Below are 15,074 nucleotides of genomic sequence, written 5' to 3' on the forward strand. Positions count from 1 at the left end.
ACTAACAAAAAAGAGATTATTTGTGATTATTCCAGCATTAGACGTATTACAAAATCAAATTGTGCGCTTGTACCAAGGTAAATACGACACAGCACAGTTTTACCCTTTCGAACTTGGCGCGCGTTTAAAAGAATACGCCGACAGCGGCGCAGGTAAACTACACCTTGTGGATTTAGAAGGTGCACGCGATCCAAGTAAAAAACAGTGGAAACATATTCAAGCTGCAACCAAAGCACTTAATGTACCGTACCAAGTGGGCGGCGGTATTCGCTCAGAGCAAGATGTAAGTGATTGGCTAAAAGCCGGTGCAAACCAAGTTGTTATTGGTTCAATGGCAGTAGAAAAACGCGAACAAGTAAAAACCTGGATTGAACAATTTGGCGCAGAGCACTTTGTAATTGCCCTTGATGTAAATAAAACAGCCACGGGCTGGGCACCTGCTACACACGGTTGGTTAAGTGAATCTGAATTTGGTTTACTTGAGCTGGTAGATTTTTACGTGGGCTTAGGTGTTATTGACTTTTTATGCACGGACATCAGTAAAGATGGCACCATGACGGGTCCATCGTTTGAGCTTTACGAAGATCTAACTCGTCACAACAGCACAATTAAAGTGCAAGCCTCAGGGGGCGTAAGCTCACTTGACGACATTAAAAAGCTTAAAGAGCTAGGTGTTGGCGGCGTTATTTTAGGCAAGTCTCTGCTTGATGGCGCATTTAGCGTTGAGGAGGCATTGGCATGTTATCAAAACGCATAATTCCATGTTTAGACGTTAAAGACGGCCAAGTAGTTAAAGGCGTTAAGTTTAAAGGCCATGAAATAGTTGGCGACATTTTGACAATGGCTAAAGCCTACAGCGAAGCTGGCGCCGATGAACTGGTTTTTTACGAAATCAGTGCAAGCGTTGAAAAACGCCTACTTGATGTAAACTGGGTAGAAAGTATTGCACGCAATATCGATATTCCATTTTGTGTAGCCGGCGGTATTAAATCGGTCGCTGATGCAGCGCGTGTTTTAGAGCGCGGCGCTGACAAAATAAGCATCAACAGCCCTGCTATTGCACGCCCTGAACTTATTAAAGAATTACACGATGAGTTTGGTAAGCAATGTGTAGTGGTCGGTATTGATAGCTTTTTTGATGAAACGACCGGTGAATATTTAGTTTACCAATTAACTGGCGATCCTAATGCATCAAGCCGTACACGTTATAAAACACAAGAATGGGTTAAACGTGTACAAGATTTAGGCGCAGGCGAAATTGTATTAAACTGTATGAACCAAGATGGCGTTCGTAACGGTTACGACAACGAGCAGTTAAGTAAAATTCGCGAGCTATGTAACATTCCTTTAATCGCCTCTGGCGGTGCGGGTAGCATGCAAGATTTTGTTGATGTATTTAAACAAAGCAAAGTAGATGGTGCATTAGCCGCCAGCGTTTTTCATAAAAATGTGATTAACATTGGCGAACTAAAACAATTTTTAACAGATAACCAAGTGGCAGCAAGATTATGCAAGTAACACAACAAAACCAAGCTCAAGTCGATTTCGCTAAAAGTGAAATGATCCCTGCTATTATTCAAGATGCCCGCTCTGGTGTTATTTTAATGCAAGGCTTTATGAACAGCGAAGCACTAAACGTTACGCTTGAGAGTAATAAAGTAACGTTTTACTCGCGTTCAAAATCGCGTTTATGGACTAAAGGTGAGTCATCAGAAAACTACTTAAACGTAGTATCTGTGCATACCGATTGTGACTACGATTCAATTTTAGTACTTGCCAACCCAGAAGGTCCAACGTGCCACTTAGGCACACAAAGCTGTTTTGGTGATGAAGCAAAACCAAGTTTAAGCTTTTTAGCACAGTTAGAAGATGTGATTGTAGCGCGTAAAAACGACGACCCTGAAAAAAGCTACACAGCGTCATTATTTGCAAAAGACTTAAGCCGTAGTTGTCAAAAAGTAGGTGAAGAAGGCGTAGAAGTTGCCCTTGCCGCTATGAAACACGATAACGATGAGCTAACTAATGAGTCAGCTGATTTAATTTATCACCTTACAGTATTACTACAACGCCAAGGCTTAGCCCTTGAAGATGTAGTTAAATGCTTGCAAGGTCGCCATAAATAGCATTAGTTGTGACTAACAAAGAGGCTCATATTTATATGGGCCTTTTTATTTTTACAGTAAATCACGTGTGATATAGTGCGTGGCTAAATTAATCGGTTACTGTGAACTATGAAAAACTATATTATTCCTTCTATTGTCGCGTTTATTTTAGCGGGCTGTACCAGCAAAACTAATCAGACTACAACTACAGCAACCACTACTACAACGAATCAGTCTGTAAAAACCACAGATACACCCGATGAATGCAGCACCATCAATAACCTAATAAATGGTTATGAGACTGGTTTTAATTCAATCAAAACAGATAAAGTAAATAACCAGTTTACTAATCAATGGCGTACTAATACTCATATAATTGGAGCAACCTGTACAGTTACTTTAAATAAGTCAGAGCAAGCAAGCTACCAATGCCAAACACCTGTTAAAACACAAACGCAAACAATAAAGTCTCATCAAAAACTGGCTAAGCAATTACGCCAATGCTTAACCAAAACAGGTTGGTTTGAAAGCCAAAAAGAAACAGCAAGTTCAATTTACAGCACCTTTGTACTTGATACTAAAACCCCAGTCATTACACTTGCTACCAATCAAGAAGGTAATGGGTTTTCTTCTCGCTTTGAAATTGCACCACCATTAGGGCTTTAATATGCGCCAATTAAATCAAAACAAAAAACCATCTAAATTAAAAACCGACTGTTTAGGCATATGTGAACGCCGCAGTGGTTTTTGCACTGGCTGCGGACGTACTAACGAAGAAATTTTTGATTGGATAATTTTATCTGAAGAAGAAAAAAAAGTGATTTTAGAAATGCCACGAACCGATATATCAAAAGCGTAATGGAGCTAAAAGCCTCGATATCCCGAGGCTATAAATTAACGTTAAGCTTTATCGAGCGCTTGGCTTACATCAGCAATTATGTCTGTAATGTTTTCAATACCGACCGACAAACGAATTAAATCGCGGCTTACGCCCGCATTAGCAAGTTCTTCATCATTTAATTGGCGGTGTGTGGTTGATGCAGGATGGCACGCAAGCGACTTGGCATCGCCAATATTAACTAAGCGTAAAATCATGTTTAGCGCATCAATAAAACGAGTACCTGCTTCTAGGCCACCTTCAATACCAAAACTTAAAATACCCGATGCTTTACCACTGGTAATTTTTTGACTCATTGCGTTATACGGGCTTGATTTAAGCCCTGCGTAGTTAACCCAGAGCACTTTTGGATGGTTTTCTAAATACTCAGCTAACTGCTGTGCATTTTCGCAGTGGCGATCCATTCTTAAGCCTAATGTTTCAAGGCCAATTAAAATGTCAGATGCGTTTTTAGGGGCAAGCGCTGCGCCAGTATTTCTAAGTGGCACTACTCTGCAGCGACCGATAAATGCAGCTTCAGCAAAAGCTTCGGTATAAACCACATTATGATACGACGGATCAGGCTCGTTCATCATTGCAAAACGCGTGGCATTCGCTTTCCAATCAAATTTTCCTGAGTCGACAATCATGCCGCCAATAGCAGTACCGTGCCCGTTTATATACTTTGTCAGTGAGTGAACCACTATATCGGCGCCTAGCTCAAATGGGCGGCATAAATACGGCGTAGCCACGGTATTATCAACAATAAGCGGCACACCTTTGCTGTGTGCAATACGTGCTAAACGTTCAATATCAACAATATTGCCTGCCGGATTACCAATAGATTCACAAAAAACAGCGCGGGTGTTGTCGTCAATTGCACTCTCGAACGCGGTAAAGTCATCGGCCTTTATCATGCGAGCTTCAATACCTTGCCTAGGTAGTGTATGAGCAAATAAGTTATACGTGCCACCATATACTTGGCTGGTACTCACAATATTAGTGCCTACTTCGCACAAACATTGAATAGCATACGTAATAGCAGCCATCCCAGAGGCCACGGCTAGCGCACCAATGCCCCCTTCCATCGCGGCAATACGTTGTTCAAGTACGGCATTGGTTGGGTTCATTATGCGGGTGTAAATATTTCCAGGTACTTTTAAATCGAATAAATCAGCGCCATGCTGCGTGTTATCAAATGTATAAGAAGAAGTGTGATAAATAGGCACAGCTGCCGATTTGGTCGTAGCCTCAGATTCGTAACCGTGGTGCAGTGCTAATGACTCTAATTTCATAATTATTCCCTTCAATTAATTTACCACTAAGCTAGCACTTCTTGGTTATAAAATGCACATGAAATATATTAAAGGATATCGAGGTGATTTGATTTAAGTTAAAGGCCGATAAGAGCGATAACCAGTCATTAAGGGGGAGCTATAGTTAGCTCAGTAACCCTCAGAGAAAACTATCACTTTTTTATATAGTAAAATAACCTTTACTAGACTTAATATTTATAGGTGGCAATAACTTACACTATTTGCTATTAATAGAAACTCATGAAATAAGGGCGTCTTCGCGCAAAATAGGGAAAGTGTCCGCTGATAAAGATGTCATACGCCTGAAGTGGCGTCAGTTGATACGAATAAATTTTGCAAAACCAAACAAGCAAAAAGTAAATTAAAATAAAAAGGATTACTTCAACAAATGACAACGGATGGAAAACAGCTCAGCAATCCTTTTTCGACAGGCAGTGGTGGCGCAAGATTTGAGGCCAATATCCAGGCCACATTCGTTACCTTAATGCTAAGTGGCGGTTACGCTCCCTGCTTGCCCTCATGGCCAATCGTAGAAATAAAGCTACAGGGCGCAGTAGCAGGCTTTGAGACAGATGATCTGATAGTTTTTGTTGAAAACCTTGTAAACAATGATCGCCGTCGGTTACTTGGGCAAGTAAAAAATTCAATTCCAATTACTACCAAGAGCAAATTATTTGCCGAGGTTATTCAAGCAGCTTGGAATGATTTTAATAATCCTAATGCCTTTACTAAAGGAAAAGATGTAATTGCTCTAATTACGGGGCCAATCAATGCCACAGACACTGACGGGGTTAATGGGCTATTAGAACAAGCTCGCCATACACGTGACGCTGATGAGTTTCTAACCAAAGTAGAACGGGCTAATTTTTGCTCAGACAATGTCAGGAATAAACTGGCAGCATTTAAGGCACAACTCAAAACCGCCAATAAAGGCAACGATGTTGAAGAACAAGACTTATATGAATTTCTTAGACACTTCCACCTCCTCGGTTATGATCTTGCAAAAAAGGGAAGTGTCGTTTCGTCACTTCTGCAATCGCATATTGCACAATTCAATAAGGATATTCCCGATAAGATTTGGTACCAGATAGTTAATGAAGTACAAAATTTCAATCAATATGCGGGTACAATTACTCTCGATACCCTACCTGATGATTTGGTCAAGCATTTCAGAGAACCCGAGATCACACATATACCTAAAGAACTTGCCAAGGAAAATGTAGAAGGTGACGTTATAGTTCAGCCAGTCGCAACTGATTGGAATCAGCACGCTTTTGCTCAAAAGCTGGCTGTTGCAAATCTAATCGGCAGTTGGAATGAAGGTAATGAGGCTGACATCACGGTTGTCACGCAGATTATTGGGGAGGATTACAGTAACTGGATAGCAAATCTGCGAGAAACATTGCAGGTTCATGATTGCCCTTTATCTTATAAAAATGGCTTATGGCGCTTCAAAGACCGTTTAAAGTCTTGGAAGGAGTTAGGAGTCAGGATTTTTGACAATCACTTGGATACTTTTAAGGCCGTTGCCCTAGAGTTACTCCGAATTGATGACCCTTCTTTTGAGCTGCCCGGAGAAGAGCGATATGCCGCTGCCATCCACGGGAAGGTGTTACCGCATTCTAGCAATTTACGTGAGGGCTTGGCGGAAGCATTAGCGCTTATTGGTAGTCAGGCAGCTGCTTTAACTAATTGCACCCAGGGAAAGGCCGGTGCTATTGCGGTGTTATCAGTGCGCGAATTATTCGAGGAAAGTGATTGGGTCCGCTGGGGCAGCCTGAATAGCTTACTACCAACCCTTTCAGAAGCGAGTCCAGATGAGTTTCTGTTGGCTGTAGAAAATGCCAGCGCTGCTACACCCTCGCCCTTTGATAAGTTATTTGAGCAAGAAGATGCGGGGGCTTTCGGCAGAAACTATATTACCGGCCTTCTATGGGCGCTTGAAGGAATCGCATGGGAGGAAGCTTACTTGAGCCGCACTACTGTTGCTTTGGCAGAAATAGCCGCACATGACCCCGGCGGTAACTGGGCAAATAGGCCCGGTAATTCACTAACAGATATTTTTCTTCCTTGGATGCCACATACATTAGCTTCCGTTGAGAAGCGACAAGCGGCACTTAAGACAATCTGTGCTGAGCAACCCGAAGTAGCCTGGAAATTGTTGGAGAGCTTACTTCCAAATCAACATTCAACGACTTCCGGAACTCATAAACCGAGCTGGAGAGCAACGATACCTGAAGGCTGGGAGAAAGGTGTTACGAATAACGAATATTGGGAGCAGTCTCGCTTTTGTGCTGAATTGATTGTCGAACAAGCTGGCTTTGATGTCGTTAAGCTCGCGTCTTTGGCGGGTAATTATGACCATTTGCAACCGCCCGCCTCTGAAAAATTTAGAGATAAGCTTCTATCTGAGAGTTGTTTAATGCTATCTGAGCAAGAGCGTTTGCCACTCTGGGTGGCATTGTGCAAATTTATTGCTCGCCATCGTCGTTTTCCAGAGGCTGAGTGGTCCTTGGGAGAAGATTCTCTGCTTCCAATGGCGGAAATAGCGAGTCAACTGGCTCCAAAAAGCCCAACTCTCCTGTATAAGCGACTGTTTTCAGATGCTGAAGCTTATCTCTATGAAGTCGATGGGGATTGGGAGGAAAAGCAAGAGAAACTATTCCAAATCCGAAAATCAGCCATTAGGGATATCTTGGGTGAAGGAGGGATCCCTCAGGTACTAAAGTTTGCCTCAACAGTTCCCAATGCCCACCTTGTGGGTGAAGTGATGGCAGATTTGGATCAACCTGAGTTTGATACAGAGCTTTTACCCGCTTTGCTAGATGTGGCAAATCAAAAGCTTTGGTCCTTAGTTGCGGCCTATGCATGGCGCCGGAGGTACATGGGCACCTGGAAGTGGTTTGATGATATTAACAAGGTAGGCTGGGAGCCAAAGCAGATAGCTTTACTGTTGTGCGCTTTGCCATTTGAGAGAAATGCTTGGGATAGAGCAGTACAGTTGCTTGGTGAAAACGAAGGTGAGTACTGGAACATGACCAGCGCCAATACCTACCAGACAGAGGGCGATACTGAATATGCTCTCAGGAAGTTGCTTGAATTCGGTCGGCCAGATGCTGTGATAGATGGACTTAGCAGAGACTTATTTAAGAAGAAAGGTATCAACCCGGACTTGGCGTGTGATGCTTTGTTGTCGCTGGTTCAAGTTGAAGAGCCTACTGGAAGAATTGACAGCTACCACATCACCACAATCATTAAAGCTCTTCAAGAGAATACTATCACCGATCAAGATAAACTCTTTCATGTTGAATGGGCGTATGTGTCTTTGCTTGACAAGCACAGTGATGGTTCTCCAATCACCTTAGAAAATAGGCTTGCTTCCGATCCCTACTTTTTCAGTGAGCTTGTTCAAATGATCTATCGTGCTGAGGGTGCTGAGCCAGAAGAGTCCTCTGAGCAGCGTCGTAATATTGCCTCTAACGCATACCGGTTACTTTCTGCATGGAAAGTTGTCCCCGGTGTTCGGGCGGGTGGCGAGTTTGAACCAGATGCGTTTACGAAGTGGCTGACTGAAATGGAAGAGATAGTCAAAGCCTCGGGGCATTATGATGTTGCGATGATTCAACTTGGTGATGTGCTCGTTAATGCCCCAGAGGGGCCAGATGGCTTATGGATTCACCCTGTGGTTGCAGCAATAATGAATAACAGAGAGCGCTCTAGCCTACGTGATGGATATAGCACGGGTATTCGTAACTCTCGTGGAGCCCACACAGTTGACCCGGAAGCTAAGCCTGAAAGAGCACTCGCCGAAAAATATCGGCAGCGGGCTGATCAGGTTGATAATGCTGGATACCAACGATTAGCTACGACCTTACGGGGTGTGGCCGATAGTTATGACCGAGATGCTGAGCGAATCATTTCACGCGGCGGTGTTCCACACTGGGGAGCAGTATAACAAGCCACTGCACTCTGAAATTTTACCGCTGCTAAAATTCCGGTTAGTGGAGCGTTAGACGTTTATCATATTTTAAATGTCGTTATATTTTAAGGATAAAAATGGCAAGACTAAATTTTAAAGAAATCGACTCAACAAAAGACTCGGATTCTGATCAATTTGAAAAGTTCAGCAAGCAGTTCTTCGAACATGTATTAAAGTTTGAAATTATCAGTGGCCCAAGTCGAGGAGCTGACGGAGGAATTGACTTGTGTGTGCGTGATAGAACAAGCGAAGAAAAACTACTTGTGAGTTGTAAGCATTATGCCCATTCTGGCAAATCAGTCGGTCGGGGAAATGAAGAGGATATTTTGGATCGGCTTGCAGAGCACGATTGTAATATATTTATTGGTTTCTACTCTACAATTGCATCATCAGGCTTGGAACAAAAGCTTGATAGACTGAAGCAAAGAAGAGGTATAAATTACAAAATCTACGACAGCGAGAGCATAGAAGCTGATTTACTTGATGGAGTAGCTGGTTTTCGTATAGCAAAAAGATATTTTCCTCTATCCATTAAAAATGTTTGGCCTCAGATTATTTCACTAAACCAGACTTATACTGTTGCTGACGCATGTGAAAATAGCGATGGTAATTGGATTGTTTTGGAAGAGTTTAATGGCAGTGAGACAAAGCCATATGTGAATACCGCTGAAGGTGCGGTATCGGTTGCAAATGAATCTGCAATGTATGTGATTCATCAGCCAATGTTTCTTTCTGCATGGAAAGACGCAGTATCTTTATATCCTAAGTATTTTGTCATACCTCAAAAAGGCATCGATCAAGTAGAAAACTGGCGTGAATTATCTCCAAACTGGGATGAGAAAAGTAATTTAGGCAACTTAAAACCTAATTCTAGATGGACGCTACTCGCGATCTGGAGCTTGGTGGATGCAAAAAAAGTACGAAGTATTCTCAAAGAATTGGGAAGCGATGCGTCGCAACAGGGCCTGGACCTAATGAGTTTTCAATGGCTCGCAGAGTCTACAGCTACAAACCGTAGAGACATACTAACTAGACTTTTTGCATATTACTAAAAACGTTTAACAAGCAATGTTTCGTTCCTCAACAAATTATAGCCCACTATTTTAGTCCGCTTATGTGAGCGTTATATTCACAAGGAGTTTTGAATTGGCAATAGATGTTGCTTTTAGCATTCAGGCAAATGATTATTTAGACCCCGATCGAGCATATGATCTTTACTGGTCTGGCGTTATCACAGATAAGAAGAAGTTTCTTTGTCCAGGAACTGATTGCACGGCGCAAGTAACCTGCGCAAACTTGGATGAAGATCTTCTAGATATGAAGGTCGTCCCGCACTATCGAATCTACGGAGAGCATTCTAAAGACTGTGAAGTTTTTAATAATAAGCCTCTCAATCTTCAATATGAAGATGGCACACCTGTAAAGGAAGAAAAGCGAACTATAGATGAATCTATTGTAGATACCTTTCTTCTGGAGCGACCAGATTCTTATTATGATGAAGCTCGAGCTGACCGTGGAGCTAATAATCAAGTTTTTAAAAAGCCCGAGTTTGTCCGCAGCTCAAAAGACACGAGACTGAGAGAAACAGGAAGTATCGGGAATATATACTCTGTTCGATCTGTTGTTGGAAGATATATCAGATATAGAAACGATGGCTCCATTGATCAGCGTAGAGTAAACATATTAGGCAAAGACATATATTATCGAAGTATATTTAAATGTATATGGGAGCAAGATTTGAATGAGCTTCCAAGCTATCCTGTAATTTACTATGGATGGGCCTTTATAAATAGGCTTCCATCGGGCGCTGGATATCAGATTAAATTTAAGAAGAAATTCAAGAGAGGCGATGATGAATATACAAGCACGATAATGATCGCCGATCGTTTGATTGAAAGCTATAAAATAAAAAAGTTAGTTGCAACAAGGCTTGAAAAGATAAATGCACAAGATAAGCCAACAGCGTTTGTATTTGTGTATGGTGAACCCAGTGAGAACATATCACAGGCGGGTAACAAATATGCCAACTTCTCAATAAAAAACCTAGACATGATAGACATTAATTATGATTGTCCGTTGCCAAAAGAATATAATAAGTAAAGCCAGCCCACGCATAAATGAGAGCGAATGGGGTCAAATCTTGACTTCACATATTAAAAACCTTCATTGTCTGCTAATGGCTGTGAGTTCGGCCACTCGACAACATAAAATGTTGTTTATAATTGGTAAAGTATTTTATTGTGGCGGATGGCGCTTCGCTTATCTTACCTACATCAAAAGGTTGCTTGGTTAAGCTGAAGGCGCCACCCAACAGCGCTATAGATTCACGCCTTGAAGGTCCGAAATGGCGCTTAGCAGTCATATATAAGGAATCCAACATCAACAAAAAAGGCGCTTCCTTTACGGTAAGCGCCCTTCTCTTATCTCACTCATTACTTATTTTACGATTGTCATTTCGTCTAACAAGTTTTGTGCATTATCTACTTTATCCATTACCCACAGCATGTAGCGTGAATCAACATGGATTGAGCGATTAAGCTCAGGGTTGTAATCCCAGTCACCAATAATACTTTCGTAAACACCGTCAAACAGTAAGCCTACAAGCTCTGCTTTGCCGTTAAGTGTTGGCGAACCTGAGTTACCACCAGTAGTGTCTACATTAGATAGAAAGTTAACGGGTACTGTATTCATGCCACCTGTGTAATCACCATAAAGCTTGGCTTTAATTTGCTCTTGTAACTTTTTAGGTGCATTAAATGGGTCAACATCGGTGTTTTTAGCAAGTAATCCTTCAAGCGATGTAAACGGTGTTGCTACCAAGCCATCTTGAGGTGAATAGCCACCTACAGTGCCATAGGTTACTCGTAATGTGCTGTTAGCATCGGCGTATACCGGTTTGTTTTTAGCTTTGTTAAACGCAATTATTGCGCTCATTAACTCTGGGCGAGCGGCTTGTAATTTACCTGCCAGTGCTTTTGATTTATCTTCTTCTGCTTTCATTACTTTAAATATTGCTTTAGCGTACTGCACAAATGGGTCTTGGCTTTGATTTAGCTGGCTAAACGATTGCTCAAATAATGAATTGCGAACAGTGGCATTATCGAGTCTTGACTGCTCATACATGCTATCAACTAACGCGCTTTGGGTTGCTTTATCAAACCCATTTTGTACTTTAAATACGTTATCAACGTCGCTAAAACGCTCTTCTTTTGGAAGTGCTGCATACAGCTCTAAAAAGTGCAGTAAAATAGCTTTATCTACTTTGCTATCATAACGGCGCGTCATGCGCTCAAGCCCTGCTTTAATGCGAGGTAAGTCACGTTCTTGATAACCAGATTCACGTTCGCTATTTGGCTTTTGTTTTTCGTAAGCTAGGCGGTATAAACGTCGTGCTGTACTGATCATTTGTGAGCGGTGCACATAACCTAACATGCGGTCGCGTTCACTGTGCTCTTGTGATTGCGCAATTAGCTCAGATAGCTCACCTAATACGCTTCCGTATTGTTCTTTACGCTCACCATCACTATTGATCCATTGTGTTAACTCTTGCTCAAACTGTTTTTTGCGCTCAAGCATAGTGCCTTTTTTGAAGCTTTCGATCATCGAACCATAGTTTTTAATATAGTTGTTATAACCTGCAATGGTGCTTTCGTAAGCAATACGTGCTTTACTGCCGTCTTCTGAATTTTCTTCAATAAGCGACACGTATTTTGAGTTATGAACGCGTGCTTTAGGGTAACTGTCGTTAAATACGTTATCTACCTCTGTTGCTATACGGTAGCGGTTAGTACGCCCTGGGTAGCCTGTAACCATTACAAAGTCGCCTTCTTGCACGCCTTTGGCACTTACTTTTAGGTAAGAGTCAGGTACGTAAGGTACGTTGTCTTCGCTGTACTCTGCAGGTTTTCCATCTTTGCCTACATAAGCGCGGTAAAAACCAAAGTCGCCTGTGTGGCGCGGCCACATCCAGTTATCTATATCGCCGCCGTATTTACCTACGCCCATTGCCGGTGCATAAGTTAAGCGTACGTCTTTAATTTCAAGTGACTTAATTAGGTAAAACTCTAAACCACCATGAAACGAATACACGTTACAACGATAGCTTTCGTCGGCTTCACACTGGGCTACTAGCGCTTTTTCATTTTTTTCGAGTGCGTCGTAGCGTGCTTTTGCTGTTAACTCGTTAGTACCTTTAATTACTTCATCTGTTACGTTGGTAACCGTTTTTGTTACATAGACGCGTGAGCCCGGCGCTGCAGGTAAATCTTCTGTAGGACTTTTAGCTAAAAAGCCATTTTCTAAAATATTGTTTTCAGGTGTTGAGTTGTATTGTACCGAGCCATAAACACAGTGATGGTTTGACACAACTAAACCCTTAGGCGATACAAACGATGCTGTACAACCACCTAGGCTAATTACCGCATTCATTGGGAATTCGGTTAATTTAGAAATAGATTCAACATCAATTTCAAGCCCCTTGGCTTTTAAAATTGATTCTAATTCTGGAAGTTGGTGTGGTTGCCACATGCCTTCGTCGGCTATGGCACTACTTGAAAGTGATAAAGAAAATGTGGCTACTAATGTAGCTACAAGAGGTTTTAAACGCATTATAGAATCCTTTTTATTTGTTTCCATAACAGGTTACTCGCGATGGGACAATAAGGTCAATAGCCGTGCAATGAATTGTTACAATCGAGTGTTTAATCTTACTTTTTATCAAAATTCATCGAAAAATCAAGAAACTGTTTTGCTGGTATTGGTTTACTAAAATAGAAGCCTTGCATAAAATCACAACCCAATTCGTTCAATAAAGTATGCTGCTCTTTTGTTTCTACACCTTCGGCTACCACTGTCAGTCCTAAGCTGTGCGACATAGCAATAATTGCCTTTACGAGATTACAATCTTCATTGTTTAGTACAATACCGTCAATAAAACTTCTATCTATTTTAAGTACATTAAAAGGGTATTCTCTCAAATAACTTAATGATGAATAACCTGTACCAAAGTCATCCATTGATAAGTTAATGCCTAATGCAGTAATTTCAGTCAGTATATCAACAACATTAGTGTGGCAACTCATCAATACTCCCTCAGTTATTTCAAGCTCTAAACTTTCGGGGTTTACGTTTGCTTCACTCAATGAGTTTTGAATAAAACTGAGCAACCCTACGTCTCTAAATTGGCGAGGAGATAAGTTAACAGCCATGGTGTATTTTTGTTGGCGTTTACAGGTACTTTGCCATGTGTTTAAAAAGTGTAATGCTTGGCTAATTACAAACTTACCAATAGGTACAATTAATCCTGTATTTTCGGCAATAGGTATAAACTCATCGGGTGTTACATTACCTAGCACAGGGTTATGCCAGCGTAATAACGCTTCTGCACCAATGATGTGTTTATTTTTGGCGTCAAATTGGGGCTGGTAGAATAACTCAAATTCATTACGCTCAAGGGCGCCACGCATCTGCTCTTCTATTACTAGTCGGCGCTGAATAATTACGTTCATCTTTTTAGTAAAAAATGAATAAGTATTACGACCATATGATTTTGCTTGATACATTGCAGTGTCAGCATTTCGTAATAAATCAGCAACGGTTGTACCATTTTCTGGGTATATGGCTACACCAATACTCGCTGTTAGTATGTGTTCCCGGCCCTCAATTTTAAAAGGGGCTCTAAAGTTATTGACCAGTTTTTCAGTGATTTTTAGCGCTGCATGGTGATCAGTTATACCTCGTAGTAATACGATAAACTCATCTCCACCTAGGCGCCCTACCGTGTCATCTTTTCGCAGTGCCTCTTGTAGCCTTTGCGCTGATTCAATTAAAAGTTTGTCTCCTGTTTCATGGCCTAAAGAATCATTTATTTTTTTAAAATCATCTAAATCCAAAAACAGTACTGCCGCTTTCTCGTTATTTCTTTGTGCTTCAATAAGTAATTGCGACAAACGATCAAGTGCTAAAAAACGATTTGGGAGTAAAGTTAGACTATCGTAATACGCTTGATGTCTAATTATTTCATCTGATTTATGCTGTTCTGTAATATCTCGAATAATAACCATTAACTGGTTATGTTCTGTTATTTTATTTATTCTTGCTTCAAAAAAAACGAGCCCATGGGGCAAAGCGAGCTCGTATTTAAAGCTCATCATCTGCTCTTTTTCTAATACAAGGCTGATATAGGTTTCAAATTTTTTGGCTACATCTTGAGGGAGTACATCACCCATTTTTTTACCAATAAATTGCTTTGGCTTGGTGTAGAGATCGGTCTCATTACTGGCATGATACTCAATAATAGTTCCATCATTTTCCATCAAGAAAAATAAGTCAGGAATTGCTCCAAAAATAGTTTTTAGCATATGCTCATTAAATGACGCATCTGCTTGTGCCTTTTTAACCTCAGATAAATCAATATCAATACAGTACATTTGTTTTGTATTATATTGATTTGTAAACATAACATGGCTGGAAAAAACCGATACATTGTTTCCATCTTTGTCTTGTAAGATAATTTCAGATGCTGGAATTTCTATATCTTTTTTTACCCAGTCACTATGTGCGTTAATAACTAACTCACACATTGGCTCTGGAATTATAAGGTCTTCTATTTTTTGTCCTATGGCTTCTTCTTTGGTATATCCATAAAGTCGCTCACTGCCTTCATTCCAATAAATAACACGACGTTCATTGTCATAACCTTGAACAGAAATAACATTTACCGCATCAAATAACTGATGCAAATAGTCGTTAATTACAAATTGATGGGTTAAGTTTGAAGTCGGGTTATCTAATTTCATTTG

General features: G+C 41.0%; 11 protein-coding genes. 8 read left to right on the plus strand and 3 right to left on the minus strand.

Annotation, left to right across the window (positions count from 1 at the left end; genetic code table 11):
• Positions 1-22 precede the first annotated feature (22 nt).
• The 5 genes from P20429_RS16615 (at position 23) to P20429_RS16595 (ending at position 2,961) form a co-directional block, all read left to right on the plus strand.
• Entirely contained in the window at positions 23-757 is a 735-nt protein-coding gene (locus P20429_RS16615) for a 1-(5-phosphoribosyl)-5-[(5-phosphoribosylamino)methylideneamino] imidazole-4-carboxamide isomerase (protein ID WP_007580652.1), read from the plus strand.
• Positions 739-1,518, plus strand: a complete 780-nt coding sequence (gene hisF / locus P20429_RS16610; protein ID WP_007580654.1) for an imidazole glycerol phosphate synthase subunit HisF — start codon at positions 739-741, stop codon at positions 1,516-1,518. Before P20429_RS16615 ends, hisF begins: the two co-directional genes overlap by 19 nt.
• Positions 1,509-2,123 carry a bifunctional phosphoribosyl-AMP cyclohydrolase/phosphoribosyl-ATP diphosphatase HisIE gene (gene hisIE / locus P20429_RS16605; protein ID WP_007580656.1) on the plus strand — a complete coding sequence of 205 codons (615 nt, stop codon included), beginning with the start codon at positions 1,509-1,511 and terminating at the stop codon, positions 2,121-2,123. Before hisF ends, hisIE begins: the two co-directional genes overlap by 10 nt.
• Positions 2,124-2,231: 108 nt before the next feature.
• Positions 2,232-2,768, plus strand: coding sequence for a hypothetical protein (locus tag P20429_RS16600; protein ID WP_007580658.1), 537 nt, complete (start codon positions 2,232-2,234; stop codon positions 2,766-2,768).
• Position 2,769: 1 nt separating this feature from the next.
• The gene (locus P20429_RS16595) at positions 2,770-2,961 is read left to right on the plus strand and encodes a DUF1289 domain-containing protein (protein ID WP_007580660.1); all 192 of its coding nucleotides are present in this window, start codon (positions 2,770-2,772) and stop codon (positions 2,959-2,961) included.
• A 41-nt stretch (positions 2,962-3,002) separates the two neighbouring features.
• Here P20429_RS16595 and P20429_RS16590 read toward each other — a convergent pair whose 3' ends face one another.
• Positions 3,003-4,274 (minus strand): O-acetylhomoserine aminocarboxypropyltransferase/cysteine synthase family protein, encoded by a 1,272-nt coding sequence (locus P20429_RS16590; protein ID WP_007580663.1) that lies wholly within the window; start codon positions 4,272-4,274, stop codon positions 3,003-3,005.
• 409 nt (positions 4,275-4,683) lie between these two features.
• Here P20429_RS16590 and P20429_RS16585 point away from each other — a divergent pair, with 409 nt between their 5' ends.
• The 3 genes from P20429_RS16585 (at position 4,684) to P20429_RS16580 (ending at position 10,374) form a co-directional block, all read left to right on the plus strand.
• Positions 4,684-8,250: a hypothetical protein gene (locus tag P20429_RS16585; RefSeq protein WP_007580664.1), complete on the plus strand. Its 3,567-nt coding sequence runs from the start codon at positions 4,684-4,686 to the stop codon at positions 8,248-8,250.
• Positions 8,251-8,351: 101 nt separating this feature from the next.
• Positions 8,352-9,326, plus strand: coding sequence for a restriction endonuclease (locus P20429_RS20075; RefSeq protein ID WP_007580666.1), 975 nt, complete (start codon positions 8,352-8,354; stop codon positions 9,324-9,326).
• A gap of 94 nt (positions 9,327-9,420) precedes the next feature.
• Positions 9,421-10,374 (plus strand): hypothetical protein, encoded by a 954-nt coding sequence (locus P20429_RS16580; RefSeq protein ID WP_007580669.1) that lies wholly within the window; start codon positions 9,421-9,423, stop codon positions 10,372-10,374.
• Between the two features lie 336 nt (positions 10,375-10,710).
• Here P20429_RS16580 and P20429_RS16575 read toward each other — a convergent pair whose 3' ends face one another.
• Positions 10,711-12,882, minus strand: a complete 2,172-nt coding sequence (locus P20429_RS16575) for a S46 family peptidase (protein ID WP_007580672.1) — start codon at positions 12,880-12,882, stop codon at positions 10,711-10,713.
• 98 nt (positions 12,883-12,980) lie between these two features.
• A complete protein-coding gene (locus tag P20429_RS16570; protein WP_007580673.1) occupies positions 12,981-15,071 on the minus strand; it encodes a bifunctional diguanylate cyclase/phosphodiesterase in 2,091 nt (696 codons plus the stop codon).
• Between the last annotated feature and the right edge of the window lie 3 nt (positions 15,072-15,074).

Origin of the sequence: Pseudoalteromonas sp. BSi20429, assembly GCF_000238895.1 — a bacterium.
In the GTDB taxonomy this organism is placed as follows: domain Bacteria; phylum Pseudomonadota; class Gammaproteobacteria; order Enterobacterales; family Alteromonadaceae; genus Pseudoalteromonas; species Pseudoalteromonas arctica.

Excerpts from the sequence above, each read along its gene's own strand:
- P20429_RS16575 (WP_007580672.1), bottom strand. The coding sequence starts at position 12,882 with ATGCGTTTAAAACCTCTTGTAGCTACATTAGTAGCCACATTTTCTTTA.
- P20429_RS16590 (WP_007580663.1), bottom strand. The coding sequence starts at position 4,274 with ATGAAATTAGAGTCATTAGCACTGCACCACGGTTACGAATCTGAGGCT.
- P20429_RS20075 (WP_007580666.1), top strand. The coding sequence starts at position 8,352 with ATGGCAAGACTAAATTTTAAAGAAATCGACTCAACAAAAGACTCGGAT.
- P20429_RS16600 (WP_007580658.1), top strand. The coding sequence starts at position 2,232 with ATGAAAAACTATATTATTCCTTCTATTGTCGCGTTTATTTTAGCGGGC.
- P20429_RS16585 (WP_007580664.1), top strand. The coding sequence starts at position 4,684 with ATGACAACGGATGGAAAACAGCTCAGCAATCCTTTTTCGACAGGCAGT.
- P20429_RS16570 (WP_007580673.1), bottom strand. The coding sequence starts at position 15,071 with ATGAAATTAGATAACCCGACTTCAAACTTAACCCATCAATTTGTAATT.
- hisF (WP_007580654.1), top strand. The coding sequence starts at position 739 with ATGTTATCAAAACGCATAATTCCATGTTTAGACGTTAAAGACGGCCAA.
- P20429_RS16595 (WP_007580660.1), top strand. The coding sequence starts at position 2,770 with ATGCGCCAATTAAATCAAAACAAAAAACCATCTAAATTAAAAACCGAC.
- hisIE (WP_007580656.1), top strand. The coding sequence starts at position 1,509 with ATGCAAGTAACACAACAAAACCAAGCTCAAGTCGATTTCGCTAAAAGT.